29 protein-coding genes, 1 tRNA gene and 1 pseudogene are annotated in these 22422 nt (G+C 53.5%); 23 read left to right on the top strand and 8 right to left on the bottom strand.

The features are described from left to right. Position 1 precedes the first annotated feature (1 nt). The 5 genes and pseudogenes from hisF (at position 2) to AC8GFZ_RS06375 (ending at position 3477) form a co-directional block, all read left to right on the top strand. On the top strand, positions 2–802 hold the full coding sequence (gene hisF, locus AC8GFZ_RS06395) for an imidazole glycerol phosphate synthase subunit HisF (protein ID WP_506643465.1): 801 nt from the start codon (positions 2–4) through the stop codon (positions 800–802). A 393-nt stretch (positions 803–1195) separates the two neighbouring features. Continuing rightward, a complete protein-coding gene (locus AC8GFZ_RS06390) occupies positions 1196–2170 on the top strand; it encodes a 5'-nucleotidase (protein WP_506643463.1) in 975 nt (324 codons plus the stop codon). 106 nt (positions 2171–2276) lie between these two features. Further along, on the top strand, positions 2277–2879 hold the full coding sequence (locus AC8GFZ_RS06385; RefSeq protein WP_506643461.1) for a hypothetical protein: 603 nt from the start codon (positions 2277–2279) through the stop codon (positions 2877–2879). Between the two features lie 134 nt (positions 2880–3013). Beyond that, positions 3014–3148, top strand: a pseudogene (locus AC8GFZ_RS06380) (type II toxin-antitoxin system HicA family toxin); the annotation flags it as partial. Then, positions 3145–3477: a type II toxin-antitoxin system HicB family antitoxin gene (locus AC8GFZ_RS06375; protein ID WP_506643459.1), complete on the top strand. Its 333-nt coding sequence runs from the start codon at positions 3145–3147 to the stop codon at positions 3475–3477. The pseudogene AC8GFZ_RS06380 and the gene AC8GFZ_RS06375, both read left to right, overlap by 4 nt. Positions 3478–3497: 20 nt before the next feature. Here AC8GFZ_RS06375 and AC8GFZ_RS06370 read toward each other — a convergent pair whose 3' ends face one another. Beyond that, entirely contained in the window at positions 3498–3761 is a 264-nt protein-coding gene (locus tag AC8GFZ_RS06370) for a Txe/YoeB family addiction module toxin (RefSeq protein WP_506643458.1), read from the bottom strand. Beyond that, positions 3758–4111 carry a type II toxin-antitoxin system Phd/YefM family antitoxin gene (locus AC8GFZ_RS06365; RefSeq protein ID WP_506643456.1) on the bottom strand — a complete coding sequence of 118 codons (354 nt, stop codon included), beginning with the start codon at positions 4109–4111 and terminating at the stop codon, positions 3758–3760. Before AC8GFZ_RS06365 ends, AC8GFZ_RS06370 begins: the two co-directional genes overlap by 4 nt. Before the next feature lie 46 nt (positions 4112–4157). Between AC8GFZ_RS06365 and hisI the strand changes: the two genes are divergently transcribed. The 9 genes from hisI to pdxA all read left to right on the top strand — a co-directional run bounded on the left by hisI (position 4158) and on the right by pdxA (position 9908). Then, positions 4158–4568, top strand: coding sequence for a phosphoribosyl-AMP cyclohydrolase (hisI, locus tag AC8GFZ_RS06360; RefSeq protein ID WP_506643454.1), 411 nt, complete (start codon positions 4158–4160; stop codon positions 4566–4568). Continuing rightward, the gene (locus AC8GFZ_RS06355; RefSeq protein WP_506643452.1) at positions 4565–4933 is read left to right on the top strand and encodes a phosphoribosyl-ATP diphosphatase; all 369 of its coding nucleotides are present in this window, start codon (positions 4565–4567) and stop codon (positions 4931–4933) included. The genes hisI and AC8GFZ_RS06355 overlap by 4 nt, the downstream gene beginning before the upstream one ends. 64 nt (positions 4934–4997) lie before the next feature. Continuing rightward, positions 4998–5357 carry a histidine triad nucleotide-binding protein gene (locus tag AC8GFZ_RS06350; protein WP_506643450.1) on the top strand — a complete coding sequence of 120 codons (360 nt, stop codon included), beginning with the start codon at positions 4998–5000 and terminating at the stop codon, positions 5355–5357. 63 nt (positions 5358–5420) lie between these two features. Then, entirely contained in the window at positions 5421–5675 is a 255-nt protein-coding gene (gene tatA / locus AC8GFZ_RS06345; RefSeq protein ID WP_506643448.1) for a Sec-independent protein translocase subunit TatA, read from the top strand. Positions 5676–5684: 9 nt separating this feature from the next. Further along, on the top strand, positions 5685–6146 hold the full coding sequence (tatB, locus tag AC8GFZ_RS06340) for a Sec-independent protein translocase protein TatB (protein WP_506643446.1): 462 nt from the start codon (positions 5685–5687) through the stop codon (positions 6144–6146). 9 nt (positions 6147–6155) lie between these two features. Beyond that, positions 6156–6947: a twin-arginine translocase subunit TatC gene (gene tatC / locus AC8GFZ_RS06335; protein WP_506643444.1), complete on the top strand. Its 792-nt coding sequence runs from the start codon at positions 6156–6158 to the stop codon at positions 6945–6947. A 6-nt stretch (positions 6948–6953) separates the two neighbouring features. After that, positions 6954–8096 (top strand): S1C family serine protease, encoded by a 1143-nt coding sequence (locus AC8GFZ_RS06330; protein WP_506643442.1) that lies wholly within the window; start codon positions 6954–6956, stop codon positions 8094–8096. Further along, a complete protein-coding gene (locus AC8GFZ_RS06325; protein WP_506643440.1) occupies positions 8093–8860 on the top strand; it encodes a Nif3-like dinuclear metal center hexameric protein in 768 nt (255 codons plus the stop codon). Before AC8GFZ_RS06330 ends, AC8GFZ_RS06325 begins: the two co-directional genes overlap by 4 nt. Before the next feature lie 10 nt (positions 8861–8870). Continuing rightward, entirely contained in the window at positions 8871–9908 is a 1038-nt protein-coding gene (gene pdxA, locus AC8GFZ_RS06320; RefSeq protein WP_506643438.1) for a 4-hydroxythreonine-4-phosphate dehydrogenase PdxA, read from the top strand. 3 nt (positions 9909–9911) lie between these two features. On the opposite strand, the gene mscL is transcribed toward pdxA, so the two are convergent. Beyond that, complete coding sequence (gene mscL, locus AC8GFZ_RS06315) at positions 9912–10346, bottom strand: large conductance mechanosensitive channel protein MscL (RefSeq protein WP_506643436.1); 435 nt, start codon at positions 10344–10346, stop codon at positions 9912–9914. Between the two features lie 150 nt (positions 10347–10496). On the opposite strand from mscL, the gene petA reads away from it, so the two are divergent. The 6 genes from petA (at position 10497) to AC8GFZ_RS06285 (ending at position 14591) form a co-directional block, all read left to right on the top strand. Next, entirely contained in the window at positions 10497–11096 is a 600-nt protein-coding gene (gene petA, locus AC8GFZ_RS06310) for a ubiquinol-cytochrome c reductase iron-sulfur subunit (RefSeq protein ID WP_506643434.1), read from the top strand. Between the two features lie 11 nt (positions 11097–11107). Then, entirely contained in the window at positions 11108–12508 is a 1401-nt protein-coding gene (locus AC8GFZ_RS06305; protein WP_506643432.1) for a cytochrome b, read from the top strand. Positions 12509–12526: 18 nt separating this feature from the next. Next, a complete protein-coding gene (locus tag AC8GFZ_RS06300) occupies positions 12527–13285 on the top strand; it encodes a cytochrome c1 (RefSeq protein WP_506643430.1) in 759 nt (252 codons plus the stop codon). 88 nt (positions 13286–13373) lie between these two features. Beyond that, entirely contained in the window at positions 13374–13985 is a 612-nt protein-coding gene (locus tag AC8GFZ_RS06295) for a glutathione S-transferase N-terminal domain-containing protein (protein WP_506643428.1), read from the top strand. A gap of 18 nt (positions 13986–14003) precedes the next feature. Further along, positions 14004–14504, top strand: a complete 501-nt coding sequence (locus AC8GFZ_RS06290; RefSeq protein WP_506643426.1) for a ClpXP protease specificity-enhancing factor — start codon at positions 14004–14006, stop codon at positions 14502–14504. A gap of 11 nt (positions 14505–14515) precedes the next feature. Then, a tRNA-Thr gene (locus tag AC8GFZ_RS06285) sits at positions 14516–14591 on the top strand. Between the two features lie 38 nt (positions 14592–14629). Here AC8GFZ_RS06285 and AC8GFZ_RS06280 read toward each other — a convergent pair. After that, positions 14630–14932: a hypothetical protein gene (locus AC8GFZ_RS06280; RefSeq protein ID WP_506643424.1), complete on the bottom strand. Its 303-nt coding sequence runs from the start codon at positions 14930–14932 to the stop codon at positions 14630–14632. A gap of 100 nt (positions 14933–15032) precedes the next feature. Between AC8GFZ_RS06280 and secA the strand changes: the two genes are divergently transcribed. Together secA and AC8GFZ_RS06270 are read left to right on the top strand one after the other, a co-directional pair. Next, positions 15033–17789, top strand: a complete 2757-nt coding sequence (gene secA, locus AC8GFZ_RS06275; RefSeq protein ID WP_506643422.1) for a preprotein translocase subunit SecA — start codon at positions 15033–15035, stop codon at positions 17787–17789. Between the two features lie 93 nt (positions 17790–17882). Continuing rightward, positions 17883–19148: a tyrosine-type recombinase/integrase gene (locus AC8GFZ_RS06270; protein ID WP_506643420.1), complete on the top strand. Its 1266-nt coding sequence runs from the start codon at positions 17883–17885 to the stop codon at positions 19146–19148. Between the two features lie 73 nt (positions 19149–19221). On the opposite strand, the gene AC8GFZ_RS06265 is transcribed toward AC8GFZ_RS06270, so the two are convergent. Both AC8GFZ_RS06265 and AC8GFZ_RS06260 read right to left on the bottom strand, forming a co-directional pair. Then, positions 19222–19692: a hypothetical protein gene (locus AC8GFZ_RS06265; RefSeq protein ID WP_506643418.1), complete on the bottom strand. Its 471-nt coding sequence runs from the start codon at positions 19690–19692 to the stop codon at positions 19222–19224. A gap of 72 nt (positions 19693–19764) precedes the next feature. Beyond that, positions 19765–20202: a DUF6641 family protein gene (locus AC8GFZ_RS06260; RefSeq protein WP_506643416.1), complete on the bottom strand. Its 438-nt coding sequence runs from the start codon at positions 20200–20202 to the stop codon at positions 19765–19767. Between the two features lie 1006 nt (positions 20203–21208). Here AC8GFZ_RS06260 and AC8GFZ_RS06255 point away from each other — a divergent pair. Beyond that, a complete protein-coding gene (locus AC8GFZ_RS06255; RefSeq protein WP_506643414.1) occupies positions 21209–21874 on the top strand; it encodes a tyrosine-type recombinase/integrase in 666 nt (221 codons plus the stop codon). Here AC8GFZ_RS06255 and AC8GFZ_RS06250 read toward each other — a convergent pair. Together AC8GFZ_RS06250 and AC8GFZ_RS06245 are read right to left on the bottom strand one after the other, a co-directional pair. After that, positions 21871–22170 (bottom strand): hypothetical protein, encoded by a 300-nt coding sequence (locus AC8GFZ_RS06250; RefSeq protein ID WP_506643412.1) that lies wholly within the window; start codon positions 22168–22170, stop codon positions 21871–21873. The two genes, AC8GFZ_RS06255 and AC8GFZ_RS06250, sit on opposite strands and share 4 nt — an antisense overlap. A 3-nt stretch (positions 22171–22173) precedes the next feature. Continuing rightward, positions 22174–22404 carry a hypothetical protein gene (locus tag AC8GFZ_RS06245; protein ID WP_506643410.1) on the bottom strand — a complete coding sequence of 77 codons (231 nt, stop codon included), beginning with the start codon at positions 22402–22404 and terminating at the stop codon, positions 22174–22176. Positions 22405–22422: the final 18 nt, after the last annotated feature.

Raw genomic sequence — 22422 nt, 5'->3', positions numbered from 1 at the left:
GATGCTGGCCAAACGCATCATTCCCTGTCTGGACGTGACGGCCGGACGGGTCGTCAAGGGCATCAACTTTGTGGAACTGCGCGACGCCGGTGACCCGGTGGAAATTGCCGCCCGTTACAACGAGCAAGGCGCGGACGAACTCACCTTCCTCGACATCACCGCCACCAGCGATGGGCGTGACGTGATCTTGCACATCATCGAAGCGGTTGCTTCGCAGGTGTTCATTCCCTTGACCGTGGGCGGCGGTGTGCGCACCGTGGACGATGTTCGCCGATTGCTGAATGCAGGTGCCGACAAAACCAGCTTCAACTCAGCGGCCATTGCCAACCCGCAAGTCATTCGCGATGCGTCTGCCAAATACGGCGCACAGTGCATCGTGGTGGCGATTGACGCCAAGCGCCGCTCTGCGCTTGAAGAACAGCGATTGGATTCACATGGCGTACCCATGGGCCCGGGCTGGGATGTGTACAGCCACGGCGGCCGCAAAAACGTCGGCCTTGACGCCGTGGCCTGGGCCACGCAAATGGCAGAACACGGCGCGGGTGAAATCTTGCTCACCAGCATGGACCGCGACGGCACCAAAAGCGGCTTTGATTTGGCGCTGACCCGCGCAGTCAGCGACGCCGTGCCCGTGCCGGTGATTGCATCGGGTGGCGTGGGCAACCTGGACCACTTGGCCGACGGCATTCAAACCGGCGGCGCCGATGCGGTGCTGGCTGCCAGTATTTTTCACTATGGTGAGTACACGGTGCAGCAGGCCAAGCAGAGGATGCGGGAGCGGGGGATACCTGTGAGGTTGTGAGTTGGTTGGGTTGAGCCGATAGCCTTTCTTCATACACAGGGTGCTGGCGTTTGACCCCACTGATGGGCCTTAAAAGACACAGAGATTCCGAATAATTATTGATTCATAAATAATATAAATATTCACTTAATTGAGCTAATTAATACACATTTTGAAGCTATAGTGCCCATAACGCAAGCACTCGTGCAGCTGGTCAAGTAAGCGGGTGAACTGCAAGGAAGGGGCACTGACTTTCATGGCAAATTTTTATCTTTATGAATTCACAGTTCATGAACCGCTGAGCCATAGCGAACGCGGCTTGCAGGCATTGCATCAAACTGATGTGTCGAATCTGGTCGGAGGTATGAACAGGGTTTTGTGGTCTACATCACTTTAGGCCTCAGAGAACAAACCATGCCACTTGACCTTTCCGACACACTCGTCGTTAGCATTGCAGCCACGGCACTCTTCGACCTCAAAGCAGCCGATGCCGTCTTCCGCGCCAAGTTCGAGCAAGACCGTCAGACAGCTGTTGTAGAGTATCGAGCCTATATGCTCGACCACGAGAAAGAGGACCTGGCCGATGGGACGGCCATGCCGTTGGTCAAGTCACTGCTGGCGCTGAACCGCTTTCAGCAGGAAGGCGACAAGAACCCACTTGTGGAAGTGGTTGTGATGTCTCGAAATAGTCCGGAGACCGGCGTGCAGGTGTTTAACAACATTCGAAAGCGAGGCCTGCCAATCTCACGTCACGCATTCACTGGCGGAGAGTCCGTAGTCGAATACCTAGATGCGTTTGATGTTGACCTATTTCTGACTACGAACGTTAAGGACGCACAGCGGGTAATTGATGGAAAGCTTTGTGCAGCGGCGATCGTCAAGCCTCCGCCAGCAGATCGACCCCCACTGCCGGATGATCACGTGCGAATCGCCTTCGACGGCGATGCTGTGCTCTTCGATGAAAGTAGCGAGATCGTCTACAAGATTGAGGGACTGAAAGGTTTCCACACGGCAGAGGACAACAAGCAAGATGAGCCAATGCAGGATGGCCCTTACGCTCAACTGCTTCGAAAGCTTGCGAGACTGCAGAAACGATTAACGGTCAGTGTTGAGTTCTCGCCTGTCCGAATCGCGATAGTCACCGCAAGGAACTCTCCAGCTGAGATGCGAGTGATAAAGACACTTCGCCACTGGGGCATCTACGTCAACGAAATTTTCTTCCTTGGCGGAGTCGACAAGACAAAGGTAGTAAAGGCGTTTCGAGCGCACATCTTCTTCGACGACCAAGATCTGCACCTTGACCCGGCAGCCAAATTCATCCCGTCCGGAAAGGTTCCGTACCGCTCGGATTCCCCGCTAAATGCATCATCGCCTAAGCCTGAGGCCTAACTGGTCGTTCAACCGGACAAATTGCGGCTGGCTTCGCCATCCACAATTTTCTGGTTAACTTCAACGTTAGGCCACGCATCACCCACCGTCAGCGACTCGAAAGACCATGGACTGGCTCACATTCACAAGTAAGCTGATCGACTCGCTTGCGTGGCCAGTTGCTGGCGTTGTTCTCGGATTACTTTTTCGAAAGAAGCTGCTTGAGTTGATTCCTACTTTACGCCGGGTGAAGGCAGGACCACTAGAAGCAGAGTTTGAGCTCGCAACCAAGCAGGTGCTGGTCGGAACCGCTGAACTAGCTCCGCAGGCGCAAGTGCCAGATGTTCCCGCATCAGTGCCTAGGCATAGCTTTGAGGAGGCCACAGCCAAGCTGCTTACGGCTCGATCTGAACCCACCGCAGCCATTATTGAAAGCTGGTCAACCCTAGACGGAGAGCTACACAAGCTGGGCCGTCAAACGCAGGTCGTGGTTGATCCGCTTGAAAGTCAAGCCAAGGTCTACCGTGCAATCATGGACTCCGATGTACTTCCCTTAGGAACAAGACAACTGATTCAGAATCTTCGGCAGTTGCGCAATCAAGTCGCGCATGCGCAGGTAGTCCCCAATCCTGAATCTGCACAGGACTACTTGGTGGCAATCGAACGCGTAGTAGAACTTATACGCAACTATCGTAAGAATTTGCCCGGCTACACAGTAGATGTTCGCTAGCCGCAGTCATGCCCAGCGAGCGGGGCCTAACCCCTCTCTCAAGCGGAGCGCCAACGGCAGGCCACCAGGCCCGGTCTGGCGTCCTGCCGTCGCCGCCCGGTTAGCTTGAACGTTATGCAGAGGTCAGTGAGCGAGAAGGCAGCCGCGTGGCGGTGGTGCTGTTTGGAGAAGTTAGGGTGTTTCACAGACCCCACCCATCCCCCAACACCGACAAAGGCGCTGTCGCCAGCATTCGTAAATGGCTAGAGCAGCACGGAGTAGAACCATGAACACCATGACAGTTGATGGCTATCACGCCAAGATCGAATACGACGAAGAGCTAGACCTGTTTCGCGGGGAAATTCTCGGGCTCAATGGCGGGGCTGACTTCTATGGAAAGAATCCCAAGGAGTTGCGCACAGAGTTCAAAAAGTCTTTGCAGGTCTTTCTGGATGTGTGCCAGGAAAAAGGCATTGAGCCCAAAAGAAATTTCTCGGGCAAATTTAACCTTCGCATTTCACCCGAGTTGCATGAGCAACTGGCCATTGCGGCGCAGGCCCAGGGCAAAAGTATCAACCTGCTGGCGCAAGAGGCTTTGCAGCTGCGTGTGGCGTCCTGAGTTACTTGCCTAACGGCCGCTCATTTATCGTAATGAAACCGACAAGCGATGATGAGTACCGCCGCATCATCGGCTTCGTAAACCAGCCGATGGGTGTCATCAATTCGGCGAGACCAATAGCCTGACAAGTTACCCACCAAGGGTTCTGGTTTGCCAATGCCGGTAAAGGGTTCTCGGCAAGCGGCGTTGATCAGCGTGTTGATGCGCTTGAGGGTTTTGCGATCCTGACCTTGCCACCACACATAGGCGTCCCACCCATCAGGGGTGAAGTGGATCTCCCTCATACATCCAACAACTGACGCTTTTTGGCCTTTCCTGCTTTGGCCTGTTCAATCGAACGTAGCAGGGCGCGAGCATTGGCTGGGTTGGACATCAAATAAAAAGTTTCCTGCATGCTGGCGTAAGCCTCTTCAGACATCAGCACTGCATTGCCTCCTTCGCGGCGGTGAATCAACGTGGGCGCTTGATCGTCTATGACCTTGTCAATCACGGCTTTGAGCGAGTTGCGGGCGTCGGTGTAACTGATGACTTGCATGGTCTGGACCTGTTCAGGTAGTTGATCAGGTATTGTAAAAGCTATTTCCTTGAATGTGAAGCCAATCTCCTTGGCGGCGATGGAAACTGAAATGGGCAAAAGGCCTTCATTTCCGGATCTAGCGATGCCCTTAACATCTCCCCCTATGAATTGGTTAGACACTATCAAATGGGACGCCCAAGGCTTGGTGCCGGTCATCGCGCAAGAGCAGGGCAGCAAAGACGTGCTGATGTTTGCGTGGATGAACCGCGAGGCGCTGCAAAAAACTGCAGAACTCGGCCGCGCGGTGTATTTCAGCCGTTCACGGGGCAAGCTTTGGTTCAAGGGCGAAGAGTCGGGCCATGTGCAAACTGTGCACGACATCCGCCTCGATTGCGACAACGACGTGATTTTGCTCAGCGTCACCCAAACCGGCCACGACCCGAGCATTGCCTGCCACACCGGCCGCCACAGCTGCTTTTACCAACGCTGGCAAACCAGCCCCGACGGCGGCCAGTGGTTGAGCGTCGAGCCGGTGTTACAAGACCCCGCCACCATTTACAAGGCCAAACCATGAGCTCTGACGACACCTTGGCCCGCTTGGCCGCGGTCATTGAAAGCCGCAAAGCGGCCAACGGCGGCAACCCCGACACCAGCTATGTGGCGAGGTTGCTGCACAAAGGCCCCGACGCGTTTTTGAAGAAAATTGGCGAAGAGGCCACCGAGGTGGTGATGGCCGCCAAAGACTTGGACCACGGCGGCGACCCGCACAAGTTGGTGGGCGAGATGGCCGACCTGTGGTTCCACAGCTTGGTGGCGCTGGCGCATTACGGCCTGACCTCCGAGGATGTGTTGCAAGAGCTGTCGCGCCGCGAAGGCTTGAGCGGTTTGGAAGAAAAAGCCTTGCGCAAAGCGCAAGCCCGTGAAGCCGGCGAAGATTAAACTTGTTCATTTAGCCCGTCATCGCGAGGTGCGAAGCGACGTGGCGATCCACTCCAAACTCACCATGCACACCGACCCCAACTGCATCTTTTGCAAAATCGTTGCCGGCAAGATACCGAGCAAAAAGGTTTACGAGGACGAAGAGATTTTCGCCTTCCACGACATCAACCCCTGGGCGCCGGTGCATTTTTTGATCATTCCCAAGGCACACATCCCGTCCATGGCGCAGGTGGAACCCGAGCACCAGGCCCTATTGGGGCGTATTTTGTTGCTGGCGCCCAAGCTGGCCTTGGAGCAAGGGGCCCGCCCGTACCCTGAGGGTGGCTTTCGCATCGTCACCAACACCGGGACGGAAGGCGGGCAAGAGGTTCATCACATGCACTTTCACGTGATGGGCGGCCCGCGCCCCTGGTTGCGGGGATAAGCCCCTCGGTCTTGGGTGGTGTCTCCAGCCCACTAGAATCGCCGGATTGTTGAGGAGATATCCATGGGATCGTTTTCCGTTTGGCACTGGTTGATCGTGTTGTTGATCGTGGTGCTGGTGTTTGGCACCAAAAAGCTCAAGAACATTGGCGCAGACTTGGGTGGTGCCGTCAAAGGCTTCAAAGATGGCGTGAAAGACGGCCAACCTGGCGCTGCGCCCGCTGAAGACAAAACCGCCGCCCCTGCGGCCCAAGTGGCTGCCGCCAGCCCTGCGGCTGACAAAAACACCATTGACGTCGAAGCCCGTCCCAAGCTCTGATCGAATGCCGTGATCGACCTGGGTGTTTCCAAAATAGCGCTGATCGGCGCGGTGGCATTGATCGTCATTGGCCCTGAAAAGTTGCCCAAGATGGCGCGCACCCTGGGTGCCTTGGTGGGCAAAGCACAGCGTTATGTGTCTGACGTGAAAGCCGAGGTCAATCGTTCGATGGACCTGGAAGAGCTCAAAAAGATGAAGGAAACCGTCGAGTCGGCTGCCCGCGACGTGGAAACCCAGGTCCATACCGCCAGCACTGACTTTGAAAAAGACTGGCAATCAGCGACCGCAGGCCTGGACACCGTGTCTTACACCCCAGAGGTGGTTTACCCCGAATACGCCCACCCCAAGAAAAAGTGGCGCATCAAGCAAGGGGCTGCCCCCCAGTGGTACAAAGCCCGCCACGGCATTCGCAGCAAGGCTTTGTCGGGTGCAGCGCGGGTGGCGCGGTTTCGCCCGCAGCGCCTAGGCTAAAGGCCCACCATGTCTGACCCCAGCACCAAACCGGAAGACGAACTGGCCGGCTCCGAGCAGCCCTTTGTGCAGCACCTCATTGAGCTGCGCGACCGCTTGATCAAGGCGGTGATTGCCATTGCGGTTTTTGCCATTGCCTTGTCCCTTTACCCTGGCCCCGGCCCACTTTATGACATCTTGGCCGCCCCATTGGTGGCCCAGTTGCCTGCAGGTGCCACGATGATCGCCACCTCGGTGATCTCGCCGTTTTTGGTGCCGCTCAAGATATTGCTGATGGCCGCTTTTTTGTTGGCCTTGCCGGTGGTGCTGTACCAAATGTGGGCGTTTGTAGCGCCGGGTTTGTACACGCACGAGAAAAAGCTGGTGTTCCCGCTGGTGGTGTCGAGCACCTTTTTGTTCTTTTTGGGTGTGGCGTTTTGCTACTTTTTTGTCTTTGGCCAGGTGTTTGCCTTCATCCAAAGCTTTGCCCCCAAAAGCATCACGGCGGCGCCTGACATCGAGGCCTATCTCAGCTTTGTGCTGACCATGTTTTTGGCGTTTGGCATGGCGTTTGAGGTGCCCATTGTGGTGATTGTGTTGGCCCGCATGAATGTGGTGTCGATCGAAAAGCTCAAAGCATTTCGCTCTTATTTTGTGGTGTTGGCCTTTGTCATTGCGGCCATCGTGACCCCCCCCGATGTGGTGTCGCAATTGGCCTTGGCCATACCCATGTGTGTGTTGTACGAAGTGGGCATTTGGGCGGCAAAGCTGTTCATTCGCCACACCCAAGCCCCTGACGCCGAGAAGCCACCCGAGGCTTGACACCGCATGAAGCGCTACTGGCTCATCTTCTCCCAGGTGGTCACGGTGTTGTTGGCCATTTGGTTTGTATTGGTCACGCTCAAGCCCCAATGGGTGGGCACGGGAGGCAATTGGTCGGGCGCGGTGCATTTGCTGCAAGCGCCCGCAGCTGCCCCGGGTGCCGTTGCAGTGGGCAGTTTCAGCCCCGCCGCACGTCAAGCGGCACCGGCTGTGGTGAGCATCAGCACCTCGCGCGCAGCAGGACCCAATCCGCATGCCAAAGACCCATGGTTCAAGTTTTTTTATGGCGACCAAGATGAAGCACCCCAAGGGGGCATGGGCAGTGGGGTGATCGTCAGCCCCGAGGGCTATGTGTTGACCAATAACCATGTGGTGGAGGGGGCCGAGCAAATTGAAATCGTGTTGCACGATGGCCGCCGCACCCAAGCCCAAGTGATTGGCACCGACCCCGACACCGATTTGGCCGTGCTCAAAATCAAACTCGACAAATTACCTGTCATCGTTTGGGGCAATTCGGATGAGTTGCAAGTGGGCGACCGCTTGCTGGCCATTGGCAACCCGTTTGGCGTGGGTCAAACCGTGACCAGCGGCATCGTGTCTGCTTTGGGGCGCAATCGGCTGGGCATCAATACCTTTGAAAATTTCATCCAAACCGATGCGGCCATCAACCCCGGTAATTCAGGTGGCGCATTGGTGGACATCCAAGGCCATTTGATGGGCATCAACACCGCCATTTATTCGCGCTCGGGCGGCAACATGGGCATTGGTTTTGCCATTCCCGTCTCCACCGCCCGCCAGGTGTTGGAAGGCATTGTGAAAAACGGTGTCGTGGTGCGCGGTTGGGTGGGCGTGGAGCCCAATGACCTGACCCCCGAGTTGGCCGAGTCCTTTGGCATATCTCGCTTGCAAGGCGTGGTGGTCACCGGTGTGCTGCAAAACGGCCCAGCATTCAAGGCCGGGGTACGCCCAGGCGATGTGTTGTTGGGTGTGGATGGCAAAACGGTCGAAAACGTCGATCAATTGCTGGCTGCGATTGCGGCGCTGAAACCCGGTGTGACCGCCTCTTTGTCGATTGAGCGTGGGGGCAGCCCCTTGTCGGTATCGGTCAACCCGGCCCAGAGGCCCAAGCAAAGGCCGGTGGAGCGATGAGCGCTGAGCTGTCTCAATTGGTGCAAGCTTGCCAAACCTTGCTCACCCCAGAGCGGTTCAAGGATTACGGGCCCAATGGTTTGCAAGTCGAGGGCAAGGCGCAGGTCGATGTGTTGATCTCTGGCGTGACCGCGTCCAAGGCCTTGATCGAAGCGGCCATCGACGCCAAGGCCGATGCCATTTTGGTACACCACGGCTTGTTTTGGCGCGGGCAAGAAGGCACGGTCACCGGTTGGATGAAGCAACGCTTGCGCTTGTTGTTGGCCCATGACATCAGTTTGCTGGCCTACCACTTGCCGCTGGACGCACACCCCGAGTGGGGCAACAACGCGCAATTGGGGCGGCGTTTGGGTTGGCGCGCCGACAGCCAATTTGGCGAGCAGCAATTGGGTTGCCTGGGCCAAGCGGCCGACGACACGGTTTGGCCCAACGCCCAAGCGCTGGCGGCGCATTTGCAGCAGGGTTTGGGTCGAGCACCCGTGTGGGTGGGGGCCGAAGATGTGACGCGACCCATCCGGCGGGTGGCTTGGTGCAGTGGCGGCGCCCAGTCTTACTTTGAAGCGGCAATCGCCGCTGGCGCCGATGCTTTTGTGACCGGTGAAATTTCCGAACCCCAAGCCCACTTGGCGCGTGAAACCGGGGTGGCTTTCTTTGCCTGTGGCCACCATGCCACCGAGCGCTATGGCGCACCGGCTGTCGCAGCCCACGTGGCCGCGCAGTTGGGCTTGGTCCACCGCTTCATTGACATTGACAACCCGGCCTGAGGGTATCGCCATGCCTGACCAACGGCCAGTGGCCATCACCTTGGGCGATGCGGCGGGCATTGGTCCTGAGATCATCGCCAAAGCTTTTGCACACCCCAGCGCCGCGCGTGGTTGCGTGGTTTTTGGCGACGCTCGCATCATGCAGCAGGCGCTGCATTTGTTGAAATTGGAGCCAAAGCTCAGCGTGGCCGTGATTTCCGATTTGACCCAGGCCCTGAGCCTTCCCGCTGGGGTGATTCCGGTCTGGCAAGTGGGTACCGAAAGCGACCCGCCACCATGGGGCCAGGTGAGCGCTGCCACCGGGCGTTTGGCCGCCGATAGCGTGCGCGCTGCGGCGCAAGCGGCACTCAACGGTCTGGTGCAGGCTGTGGTCACCGCGCCTTTGAACAAAACCGCATTGGCTGCGGCGGGCGAGAGCTTTCCGGGGCACACCGAGCTGTTGCAGTCGCTGGCGGCGAACCACTTGGGCGTGTCAGTCGACCAACTGCCGGTGCGCATGATGCTGGCCAATCCAGAGTTGCGCACGGTGTTGGTGAGCATCCATGTCTCATTGCGCCAAGCCATTGATGCGGTCACGGTGGACAACGTGTTGCAAACCCTGCGCATCGCGCACAACAGTTTGCGCAATGCCCAGGGTGGGCCGCCCCGGTTGGCCTTGGCAGGGCTCAACCCGCATGCGGGTGAGGGGGGATTGATGGGGCGCGAGGAAATTGACATCCTCGAGCCGGCATTGGAGCTGGCGCGGTCTTTGGGCATCGATGCCAGCGGCCCCTATCCGCCAGACACGGTGTTCATGCGCGCCCGCGCCAGCCATGGGCAAGCCAATGCCATTGATGCGGTGGTGGCCATGTACCACGACCAGGGCTTGATCCCAGTGAAATACATGGGCCTGGCCCATGGGGTGAATGTCACCCTGGGGCTGCCGTTTGTGCGCACCAGCCCCGACCACGGCACGGCCTACGATATTGCTGGGCAGGGGGTGGCCGACCCTTCGAGCTTGTTGGCCTCGCTAGCCATGGCCAGGACTTTGTCAACCCGGGTGGTGTGACCCTCAGGCCTTGTTTTGCAGGTTGTCGCGGATCTGGCGCAGCAGCAGCACTTCCTCGGGCGGGCTGGCAGGCTCTACTGGGGCTTCGGGGGCGGCTTGCTCGCCTTTGAGCCGATTGATTTGGCGAATCAACATGAAAATGATGAAGGCCAGCAGCACAAAATTGACCGCCACCGTGAGAAAACTGCCATAGGCCAGCACCGGTACGCCCGCTTTGCGCAAGGCGTCCAAACTGCTGCCGGTGCCGGCTGGTACCGCGCCCAAGGCGATGAACAGGTTGGAAAAGTCGAGCCGACCGATCAAGGCCGACACCATGGGCATGATCAGGTCGCCCACCAATGAGTCGACGATCTTGCCAAATGCCCCGCCAATGATCACCCCCACGGCCAAATCGATCACATTGCCCTTGATGGCAAAGGCCTTGAATTCTTGCAACATACAGCTCCTTAATGAGTTAAAAAGTACTCAATAATATACCCTTGAAAGGATGGCCCTGATCAGGGTGACAGGGTGGCGTCAGATCGGCGCTATGTCGCTCAGTTACAATCAACGGTTGACCCAACAAGCGACGTAAGTTCGAGGATTTTCATGAGTGACACCCGTTTGGACACCAGCAAGCGCACCTGGCTCATCGCCTCTGGTTGCGCTGGTGCAGTCGGCGGCATCGCCACAGCCGTTCCCTTTGTCAGCACTTTTCAGCCCTCTGAGAAAGCCAAAGCTGCCGGTGCAGCGGTGGAAGTTGACATCAGCACCATCAAGCCTGGCGAAAAGCTCACCGTCGAGTGGCGTGGCAAGCCAGTATGGATCGTGCGCCGCACACCCGAGCAACTCGATTCCCTCAAAAAGACCGAGGCCCTTTTGGCCGACCCCAAGTCTGAGCGCAACCCTGCCGACTTGACCCCCGAATACGCCCGCAACCAAGCGCGCTCGATCAAACCTGAGTTTTTCGTCGGTGTGGGCATTTGCTCGCACCTGGGTTGTTCACCCTCTGACAAGTTTCAAGCAGGCGCCCAGCCCTCTTTGCCCGACGACTGGGCGGGTGGCTTTTTGTGCCCATGCCACGGCTCGACCTTTGACATGGCCGGCCGCGTGTTCAAAAACAAACCGGCGCCAGACAACCTGGAAGTGCCGCCGCACATGTATTTGTCGGACTCTCGGCTGATCATCGGCGAAGATAAAAAGGCCTGACAGGAATCAACATGGCTGAATTCAAAGAAATCTCCCCCAACGCCAGCGTGGGTGACAAGTTGCTCAACTGGGTGGACAACCGCTTCCCGGCATCCAAGCTCTACAAAGAGCATTTGAGCGAGTACTACGCGCCCAAAAACTTTAACTTCTGGTACTTTTTCGGCTCTTTGGCCTTGTTTGTGCTCGTGATCCAAATTGTCACGGGCATTTTCTTGGTCATGCACTACAAGCCCGATGCAGCTCAGGCCTTTGCCTCTGTCGAGTACATCATGCGCGATGTGCCTTGGGGTTGGCTGATCCGCTACATGCACTCCACCGGCGCCTCGGCATTCTTTGTGGTGGTTTATTTCCACATGTTCCGGGGCCTGATTTATGGCTCATACCGCAAGCCGCGCGAGTTGGTGTGGCTGTTTGGCTGCGCCATCTTCTTGTGCCTGATGGCCGAAGCCTTCATGGGTTACTTGCTGCCCTGGGGGCAAATGTCTTATTGGGGCGCCCAGGTGATCGTGAACCTGTTTGCTGCTGTGCCCGTGATTGGCCCCGACTTGGCATTGTTGATCCGTGGCGACTACGTGGTGAGTGATGCCACCTTGAACCGCTTCTTCAGCTTCCACGTCATTGCCGTGCCTTTGGTGCTGCTTGGTTTGGTGGCGGCCCACATCATCGCCTTGCACGAGGTGGGCTCCAACAACCCCGATGGCGTCGAGATCAAGAAGTACAAAGACGATAAAGGCCGCCCCTTGGATGGCATTCCTTTCCATCCTTACTACACCGTGCACGACATCTTGGGCGTGACTGGCTTCTTGGTGATCTTCACCTCGATTGTGTTTTTCGCGCCTGAACTGGGCGGCTACTTCTTGGAGTACAACAACTTCATCCCAGCCGATCCCCTGAAAACACCGCTGCACATTGCCCCCGTTTGGTATTTCACCCCTTACTACTCGATGCTGCGCGCCATCACCACTGAGATGATGTATGCGCTGGTGCTGTGTGTGGTGATTGCCGCCTATTTGGGTGTCACCCGCATCAAAATGGCCAGCGTCCTCAAAGCTGCCGTGGTGGCCGCTGCGGTCATCATTATGGGCTTGATGCTGAAGATCGACGCCAAGTTCTGGGGCGTGGTGGTCATGGGTGGCGCGGTCATTATTTTGTTCTTCCTGCCTTGGTTGGACAACTGCGAAGTGAAGTCGATCCGCTACCGTCCCGATTGGCACAAATACCTGTACGCCATTTTCGTCATCAACTTTGTGATCCTGGGCTACCTGGGTGTGCAGCCGCCTTCACCCATCGGAGAGCGCGTTTCACAAGTGGGTACCTTGTTTTACTTTGGCTTTTTCCTCCTGATGCCTTGGTGGAGTCGTTTGGGTGAGACCAAGCCCGTGCCGGACCGCGTGACCTTCACCCCCCACTGAGCGCGCAGGAATAACACCATGAAAAAAATCCTCATCTCTTTGTTGGTCTCGCTCGGTTGCTTCTCTGGCGCATGGGCGTCTGGTGGCGACACCATTGCTTGGGACAAAGCGCCCAACAAAACCAACGACTTGGCTGCATTGCAAAACGGCGCCAAGCTGTTTGTGAACTACTGCTTGAACTGTCACTCTGCGGCTTTCATGCGCTACAACCGCTTGACCGATATTGGTTTGACCGAGCAACAAATCAAAGACAACTTGTTGTTCACCACCGACAAGGTGGGTGAGACCATGAAGGCCAACATCGATGCGCGCCAAGCCAAAGATTGGTTTGGTGGCCTGCCCCCTGACTTGACCTTGGTGGCACGTTCACGCTCTGGCAGTGGCGGCACTGGTGCCGATTACCTCTACACCTATTTGCGCACTTATTACCGCGACGACACCAAAGCCACCGGCTGGAACAACCTGGCCTTTCCCAATGTGGGCATGCCCCATGTGCTGTGGGAATTGCAAGGCGAGCGCCGCCCTGTTTTTGATGTGGCCCAGCAACATGGCCATGAGGTTCAGGTCTTCAAAGGTTGGGAGCAAGTCAAGCCCGGCACCATGACGCCATTGCAGTATGACCAAGCTGTGGGTGACCTGGTCAGCTACTTGCAGTGGATGGCTGAGCCTGGCCAAAATTCCCGGGTGCGCATTGGCGTGTGGGTGCTGATCTTCTTGTTGTGCTTCATGGTCATCGCTTGGAGATTGAACGCGTCTTATTGGAAAGACATCAAATAATTTTTCCCAACCCAAGCCTGCTGGCTGGGGTTGGATTTGGGAATGGGGGGTTAGCCCCCATTCTTTTTGAATTTCAGGAGCCTTCATCATGATGGTGCTTTATTCCGGAACCACTTGCCCCTTTTCTCACCGTTGCCGCTTCGTGCTGTTTGAAAAAGGCATGGACTTCGAAATCCGTGATGTTGACCTCTACAACAAACCAGAAGACATCAATGTCATGAACCCTTACGGCCAGGTGCCCATCCTGGTCGAACGTGATTTGATTTTGTATGAGTCCAACATCATCAACGAATACATCGATGAGCGCTTCCCCCATCCCCAATTGATGCCTGGCGACCCGGTCGACCGCGCTCGTGTTCGTTTGTTCTTGTTGAACTTCGAAAAAGAGCTGTTTGTGCACGTCAGCACCCTAGAGTCGCGCACGGCCAAGGCCAACGAAAAGGCCTTGGAAAAAGCCCGCTCACACATCCGCGATCGCTTGACGCAATTGGCCCCGGTCTTCTTGAAAAACAAATACATGCTGGGCGATAACTTCTCCATGCTCGACGTGGCCATCGCCCCTTTGCTGTGGCGTTTGGATCACTTTGGCATCGACTTGTCCAAGAACGCAGCCCCCTTGCTCAAATACGCCGAGCGCATCTTTTCCCGTCCGGCCTACATTGAGGCGCTCACGCCCTCTGAAAAGGTCATGCGCAAATAAGTCTGGCAGGGGGGAACCATGCTCAACGTTGCCGATTCCAACTCCACCCGGCCCTACATGATCCGTGCCCTCTACGAGTGGTGCGTGGATCACCACTTCACCCCCTATGTGGCGGTGCACGTGGATGAGACCGTTCAAGTGCCCCAAGAGTATGTGAAAAACGGTGAGATCGTTCTCAACATCAGTTACGACGCCACCAGTGGTTTGAAGCTGGGCAATGACTTCATCGAGTTCAAAGCGCGGTTTTCCGGTTCGGCCCGCGGCATCATGGTGCCGGTCAACCGGGTGTTGGCCATTTACGCCCGTGAAAACGGTCAAGGCATGGCCTTTCCGCTTCAACTCCATGCGCCTGAAGAGGGGTCCGATCTTGAAGGCGGTTTGAACAACTCTGGGGCGGTTAGCAGCGCCCCTGTCAAAACGCCGCGTAACCTCAATTTAACCTTGTCCGGCGAAAGCACCACACCGACGCCACCCCCCAAAAGCGGTGGCAAACGCCCAGCGTTAAAGCGCGTGAAGTAAAATTATCCAGCGCCGATTTAGCTCAGTTGGTAGAGCAACCGCCTTGTAAGCGGTAGGTCATCAGTTCGAATCCGATAATCGGCACCATTTACAAAGCCCACCCGCGTCCATCATGCATTCCCGCTTCATCGGGACATGATCTTCACCCGCATTTTTTGCACATCCCAACCTTGGGTGCGCAAATGGGCCAACAAAGCTGGCTCCAACTGGCGCAATTTGGCGCTCGCCGCATTGCTCGGCACCAACACACACCAGGTTTGACCGTCGATGGGCCCGGCTTTGAGGCCCTCGCGCAGCCCTGGGGGCAACAAAGGGGCAATCGATGCCAAACGGCGCAGCGAATCTTGGCCCAAAGCGCCCAAGCGAGCGAGGCTGGGCTCGGAGCGGGCGGCTTGCTCGGCGGTGAGCGTTTGAGGGCGTTGTTTCATGGGGCGATTATCCAACCGGTCAGCGCTAAAATGCCCGGCTACTTCAAAGGAACCCTTCACCTTCTTGGGCGCCCCTGCCCGAGGGATTGATGCACCATCCATGGCCTTTAAATTTTTGACCCAGATATTCGGCAGTCGCAATGAGCGCTTGCTCAAACAGTACAGCAAGACCGTGGCACGCATCAATGCCTTGGAGCCAAGCCTAGAGCAACTGACTGATGAAGCCCTCAAAGCCAAAACGGAGGCCTTCAAACAGCAAGTGGCTGGCGGCACCCCATTGGACGATTTGTTGCCTGAAGCTTTTGCTGTTGTGCGAGAAGGCTCCAAGCGCATCATGAAGATGCGTCACTTTGATGTGCAGCTCAGCGGTGGCATGGCACTGCACCATGGCAAAGTGGCTGAAATGCGCACCGGTGAGGGCAAAACCCTCACCGCCACCCTGGCTGTTTACCTGAATGCCTTGACCGGTCGCGGGGTGCATGTGGTGACGGTCAACGACTACCTGGCCCAGCGCGATGCGCAGTGGATGGGGCGCTTGTATAACTTTTTGGGCTTGAGTGTGGGCGTTAATCTGCCGCAAATGTCGCGCGAAGAAAAGCAAGCGGCTTATGCCAGCGACATCACCTACGGCACCAACAACGAGTTTGGTTTTGATTACTTGCGCGACAACATGGTCTACGAGCCTGCCGATCGCGTGCAGCGCAAGTTGCATTACGCCATCGTCGATGAGGTGGACTCCATCCTGATCGATGAGGCGCGCACGCCGCTGATCATCAGCGGCCAAGCCGAGGACCACACCGAGCGCTATGTGGCCATGAACCAGTTGGTGCCCAAGTTGCAGCGCCAAGAGGGTGAAGAAGATTTGCGCACTGGCGAAGGCGTCACCAAGGCGGGCGACTTCACGGTGGATGAAAAATCACACCAGGTGTTCCTCACCGAACAAGGCCATGAAAATTCTGAGCGCTTGTTGGTGGAGATGGGCATGCTGCCCGAAGGCGCGTCGTTGTACGACCCCGCCAACATCAGCCTGATGCACCACTTGACCGCTGCTTTGCGTGCGCACCACCTCTACCACCGCGATCAGCACTATGTGAACCAAAACGGCGAGATCGTCATCGTCGACGAGTTCACCGGGCGCTTGATGTCGGGGCGGCGTTGGAGCGATGGCTTGCACCAAGCGGTTGAAGCCAAAGAGGGTGTGAACATCCAGGCCGAAAACCAAACCCTGGCGTCCATCACCTTTCAAAACTATTTCCGCCTGTACGGCAAACTCTCTGGCATGACCGGGACGGCCGATACCGAGGCCTACGAATTTCAAGAGATTTACGGTTTGGAAACCGTGGTCATCCCGCCCAACCGCATCAGCCGGCGCGAAGACCAACTCGATCGGGTGTACAAAACCACCCAAGAAAAATACACCGCCGCCATCGATGACATCCGCGATTGCCACGAGCGCGGCCAACCGGTTTTGGTGGGCACGAGCTCGATTGAAAACTCGGAAATCATCTCCGCCTTGTTAACCCAAGCCAAGCTGCCGCACCAGGTGCTCAACGCCAAACAACACGAGCGCGAAGCCGACATCGTGGCCCAAGCTGGGCGCAGCCAGATGATCACCATTGCCACCAACATGGCAGGCCGCGGCACCGATATTGTGTTGGGCGGCAACCTTGAAAAAATGATTTCTGCGATGCAAGCCGATGCGGCCATCCCCGCCGATCAGCACGCACAGCAAGAGCAGGCCCTGCGTGCCCAGTGGCAGTTGGATCACGACAAAGTTGTGGCGCAAGGCGGTTTGCGCATCATCGCCACTGAGCGCCATGAGTCGCGCCGCATCGACAACCAGTTGCGGGGCCGTTCGGGCCGCCAGGGGGACCCTGGTTCATCGCGTTTTTACCTGAGCCTGGACGATCCGCTGATGCGCATTTTTGCGGGCGATCGGGTCAAGTCCATCATGGACCGCCTGAAAATGCCAGAGGGCGAGGCGATTGAGGCCGGTATCGTCACCCGCAGCATCGAAAGCGCTCAACGCAAGGTGGAGGCTCGCAATTTTGATGTGCGCAAGCAGTTGCTCGAGTACGACGATGTCTCCAATGACCAGCGCAAGGTGATCTATCAGCAGCGCAATGACATCTTGGATGCCCAAGACCTCAGCGCGCAAATCACCAGCTTGCGCGAAGGCTGCTTCACCGACTTGGTGCGCCAATTTGTCCCGGTGGAGTCGGTTGAAGAGCAGTGGGACATTCCCGCTTTGGAGCGCGCGCTCGCCATGGAGTGGCAAATCAATCTGGGTTTGCAAGCTTGGATCGAGGGCGCCACATCGGTGTCTGATGAAGATGTGGTCGAAAAAGTGGTCAGCGCTGCCCACGCCGCTTTTGCCACCAAGGTGGCTGATCTGGGGGTTGGTCAGCTCACGCCCTTCACGCGGGCGGTGTTGTTGCAAAGCATCGATAACCATTGGCGCGAACATTTGTCTTCCCTAGACTACTTGCGCCAAGGCATTCACTTGCGTGGTTATGCACAAAAGCAACCCAAGCAAGAGTACAAGCGCGAGGCATTTGAGTTGTTTGGTCAGTTGCTGGACCAGGTCAAGGCCGAAGTGACCCGCATCTTGATGAACATGCAAATCCAATCGCAGCAGCAAATTGACGAGGCTGCCCAAGCCTTGGAAGCGCAGGCCGAGAAGATCAGCAACGTCACCTATACCGCGCCCAGCGAAACCGGCGAGGCCTATACCTATGCCGGTCCCAGCAGCGAATTTGAGTTGGCCCCGCAGGGGCTGGTCAAAGTGGGTCGCAACGAACCCTGCCCCTGCGGCAGCGGCAAAAAATTCAAAAACTGCCACGGCAAGCTGGCCTAGCCTTATAAAACAACAGGTTACGCGGTTTACAGGGTTTGAAAGATGTTTTACAATTGTTAGGCAAAAGGTTGATTAATGGACTAGGTTAGGCAAATGTTAAGCACAGAATTTAAGGAAGAATTAGAGGACGGCAAAGTCCTTATCTTCTGTCGCAACGGCATATATCAGGCACGCTTTTACAAAGGCGATAGGAAGTACATTTACAAAACCTTAAAGACACGTAAGGTAGAAGAGGCACGTAAATTAGCCTTGAAATATCTCCACGAGATGGAATATAAACAGCGAGAAGGACTGCCACTACAGCAAAAATCTTTTGGCGATGTAATAGATGAATACATCGCACTTAGGCAAAGTCAATACCAAAAAAGTCTAGACGTTAAGACGAACTCAAGCTCAAGGCAGCAGACAAGTATTCATATGCTTCGTCAAATTAAGCGAGTAGCAAAGTTTTGGAGAGAGTACTGCGGTACAAAAAGTGTAAGTAATATGGACAACGCTGTTCTACAAGATTACATCCCCTGGCGTAAAGATTATTACCACCGAATGGCAGAGGATAAGCGTCCACGAAACCACAAAATAAACCCAGCTGATAAGACATTAGAGTGGGAGATGACACTAGGAAAGACGCTGATAAAGTTTGCTTATGAGCGTGGATACAGAGGACAGACACAGCTGCCAACATACAGATTTAATGCAGAAAGAGCTATTGTTCGTCCAACATTTACAGTAGCTGAGTATTGGGAAATCATAAAAGGAATGCGTAAGGGCATAAAAGATACAAAGAATAAGGAGTGGAAGTACACAAAGGAACTGCTAAGAGATTACGTTCTGGTATTGTCTAACAGTGGCATACGAGTTGGTGAAGCCAACAACTTAAAAGACAACGATATTGTTGAATTTAAGGATGAGCTAGGAAGAAAAAACTATATGTTTTCAGTGCGTGGGAAGACTGGACGAAGAGTTGTTATTCCACGAACTAATGTTGTTAGATATGTAGAACGAGTAAGACGGCGGAATCTTGTAAGAACACAAGAGGCGGAAGTTAGAAAAGTCCGAAGTCCAAAAAGAAAATTAAAAGATACAGACGGTTGGTTTTTCTGTATGTACGATGGCAACAAAATAGTCACACTCATCGACCAATTCAATGCTTTGCTTAAGTCAATAAGCTTGACAGAAAGCCGTGACAAAGAGAAATATACGCTGTACAGCTTGCGACATTTTTACGCTGTAATGATGATAAAACGTGGGATACCAATATTTGATATAGCAAGAAATATGGGTACGAGTGTGCAAATAATTGAGAAATACTATGGTAAACAAGCAACACCTTTAGCACTTGCTACTAAGCTAGGTGGGTAAGATAAACGGCAGAAGTATTACGCAATTTGAGAAAACGTATTACATCCTTAAAGAAGTTTATTTTAAAATAGAATTAATTATTTCTATACTTAGCGTACCAATCTTCTTCTTTTTCTAAAGTGCTCAATTTTAAACCGTTAGATGGTTTGATGGATGTAGTGACTATAGGCTTGGGTTGAGGAATAAACGCAGGCGTAGGTTTGATTGCTGTAATTGTAGCCGACGGTTTAATTTGAGGATTGGTAGGTGGGGGTTTTACAGCGTTTAAGGCGTTAGGGTTGAGGTTGTTAAGTGAAGAGGGTGGTTGTTTAGCTAACTGGACTTGAGGCTGCTTTGGTGGTAGTGGTGGAGGTGTAGGTATACGAATGCTTGTACCCTTACGTGATTTCTTAGTACGTGGCTTAAGCTTAGCCAGTGCCTTACGTTCCGCGTCCGAACGTTTCTGCTGTTCTGCTTGTTGTGCTATTGCTGACCAAGTGTTGTCAATAATTATTCGTAGCAATTCTAGTTGTGCTTTAGCGTCAGCAATTTCATAAAGTCGCATAGTCATCTCCTATTCTTATATTTAGCCATGAATAGGAGAATGGACTGGCAATAAAAGCCAGTCCTTAATCAATCATTTAGCAAAGCCAGCACGTAACTTATCACTTGCGTTGTTGATAGCTTCATCCAATTCACCAGCAATTACAGCATCTTTAAGCAGCACTAAGGTGCTGATAAGTTCATCACCAGTACTGAGTTCAATGGCGTTTTTACCTTTGCCAAGCTCCAAAGTCTTGCTGCCATAACGCACAGCCAAGTTAATCTTTCCATTGCTATTGGTCCAAAACCACTCTTTAACACGCTTGACAGCTTCTACACGTACACGCTCACCATCTGGCTTGGTTATGGTCTTAATACGCTTGGGTGCGTAAACATCACCATTTTTTTGTGCTTGACAAAGAGCAAGCTGCTCATCCAACTTGTCTGCTAGTTTATGACGACGAGATACAGTTGGACTAAGAAAACGTTCACGCTTGCTAGAAACAAGCTTCAATTTAGCAATTGCTGACATAGCAGAACTCCTTTTGTTAAGTGAATTATTAATGTAACTTCAGACTTTTTTAAGGTCAACCAGAAGAAAAATTTAATCTATTCTTTGGTTTCGCATAAATAAAGGTATAAATGAGATATAAAGGTTAGCACGCCGACTGTAATAGTGCCGCGAAATCCGTTCTGATGTGTGACGGTAAGCAATTTAACTCTCTCATAGTTAGCCTCATCGCACTACCCAATTTAACCGTTGGATGCCTTAAACGTCACGCCATTGCGTAGAAACGTTTGCGAAGTTGTACAGGTTGGTAATACAGAGATGTATGAACGTAAGCAAGTACGAAAATGTATAGGCTGAAAGTGAATGGGACTGCCACAATCCAACCCATAAACACACCACAAAGCTACTGATATAGGCTGTGAGTGTGTTGCGTAAGGCAAGCACATAAAAGGTGATAGCAAAACCTACCTTTCTTGTAATCAATCAAGTTGTGTGTATATCAGTTGTTAACCCTCAGTAATGAGCATTAGCTAAAGCTACGCCCTTTAACAGGGCGTGGCTTGTGCTTCCTAGTAATGAGCATTAAAAGTCAAAACACAAATAAAATTAAGAGAAGAAAAATGCGTTGAGCGTAAGCGAAGACGCAAGCGAAACAAAGTTTCGCTATCAATGTGTTCTCAAGTAACACACATACAAATGGCTAACTGCGTCCAAACATTACAGCGCAACATCAAACAACAGAGTTGTCTACATAGGAGCAATAGGGTAGTGCTTACGCAAGCTAATCGACAAAGCAAAGCACACAAGCAAGCTGAATTAAACAAGCTACAAACGCACAAAACAAGCTGAGCTAGGCTTGGATAGCTGGCGCAGCTTGCAACAGCGTACAGGGCTTATACGCAAGCTTGCTTAATTAAGTCGCAATCACACAGTATTTCCAATAAATACAAAACCAAAGCTAATTGCTAAAAGCTTTGGTTTATTGTTATACACACGCTAACCTGGCGTAATCATTAAGGAAAATAACTTGAATCAACAAAGTAAAAAAGAGGTAGGAATTAAGAAACAAAGAAAATACACTGTTCGCATTAGTAAACTTACATTTAGGAGAGCACTAATGTCCAAACAAGCAAAAGTACTCACAGCACAAGAAATACGTAGAGTGCTGGACTATGTGGCTACACGTCCCCACGCTGAGCGTAATAGAGCAATGTTTTTGACAATGCTGTACGCAATGTTACGTGTCAAAGAATGTGCGGCACTACGCTACGCAGATGTACTTGATGCAGAGGGCAAGGTTAAAACTGAGATTTACTTGACTGCAGAACAGACAAAGGGAGGCAAGGGCAGTACTGTGTTTGTGAGTGATAAGCTACGCCGAGAACTACAGACTTACGTTAAGGCTGTGCCATACAAGGAAATCACAGACAAGCTTTTCTACTCACAAAAGCGTCCAGCGGAAGGCTGGAGCAGCAATACCTTATGCCAACACTTTCACCACTTATTCCGCAATTGTGCCATTTCAGGTGGTTCAAGTCACAGTCCAAGACGCACAGGAATTACCAACTTGGCTGATAAAGGTGTCAGCGTTAGGGTGCTACAAAGCATCGCAAGGCATGCTAATCTGTCAACCACCCAGTGCTACATAGACGTCAATGACGCGATGAAACGCAAAGCGATTGAGTTGGTCTAATTATTCCGTTCTTCTAACTTTGATAGGCAAGAATTAAGCTTGTCTAAAATATACGCTTGTAGAGCACTAACATCAGTAAAAATTGTTTGTGATGCCAATCCTCTTACAGAAATATTGTAGGAACTTCCGTCAGCTTTTGGTGAAAAAGCTTCATCGCCATATATTGATAATTTGTCATTGAGCGCATCGCTTATCACATTGGTGTTATTGATAGTCATAGGCACACCCGTAACTTCAAAATAGTTGTCGTTAAAGTTTAAACTCTTACGACTTGAGTTGTGTTTTACGACAATCATATATTAGCCTTTTGAGGTTTTCTTAGCTGCAACATTTTTAGCTGCACGTGTACCGTTGGGACTACGCTTGGCGCGTGTAGCAAGAACACCTTTGAAGTCACTTGTCTTAAAACCAAAGTCTTTAATTTCTTGACGAATTCGCTTTAGTGCTTCTGTCTTCTCACCTTTAATAGCATCTTTTAGTGCTTCTTGATCAGCAGCAATTCGTGCTTTGATTTCAGCTACTTTACTCATTTTTCGTTCCTTTATCCA

The sequence above is a fragment of the Limnohabitans rimovensis (SeqCode) genome, assembly GCF_965234775.1.
Classification (GTDB): domain Bacteria; phylum Pseudomonadota; class Gammaproteobacteria; order Burkholderiales; family Burkholderiaceae_C; genus Limnohabitans; species Limnohabitans rimovensis.
The sequence above is the reverse complement of the archived record's forward strand: the minus strand, read 5'-3'. Positions and strand labels throughout refer to the sequence as shown.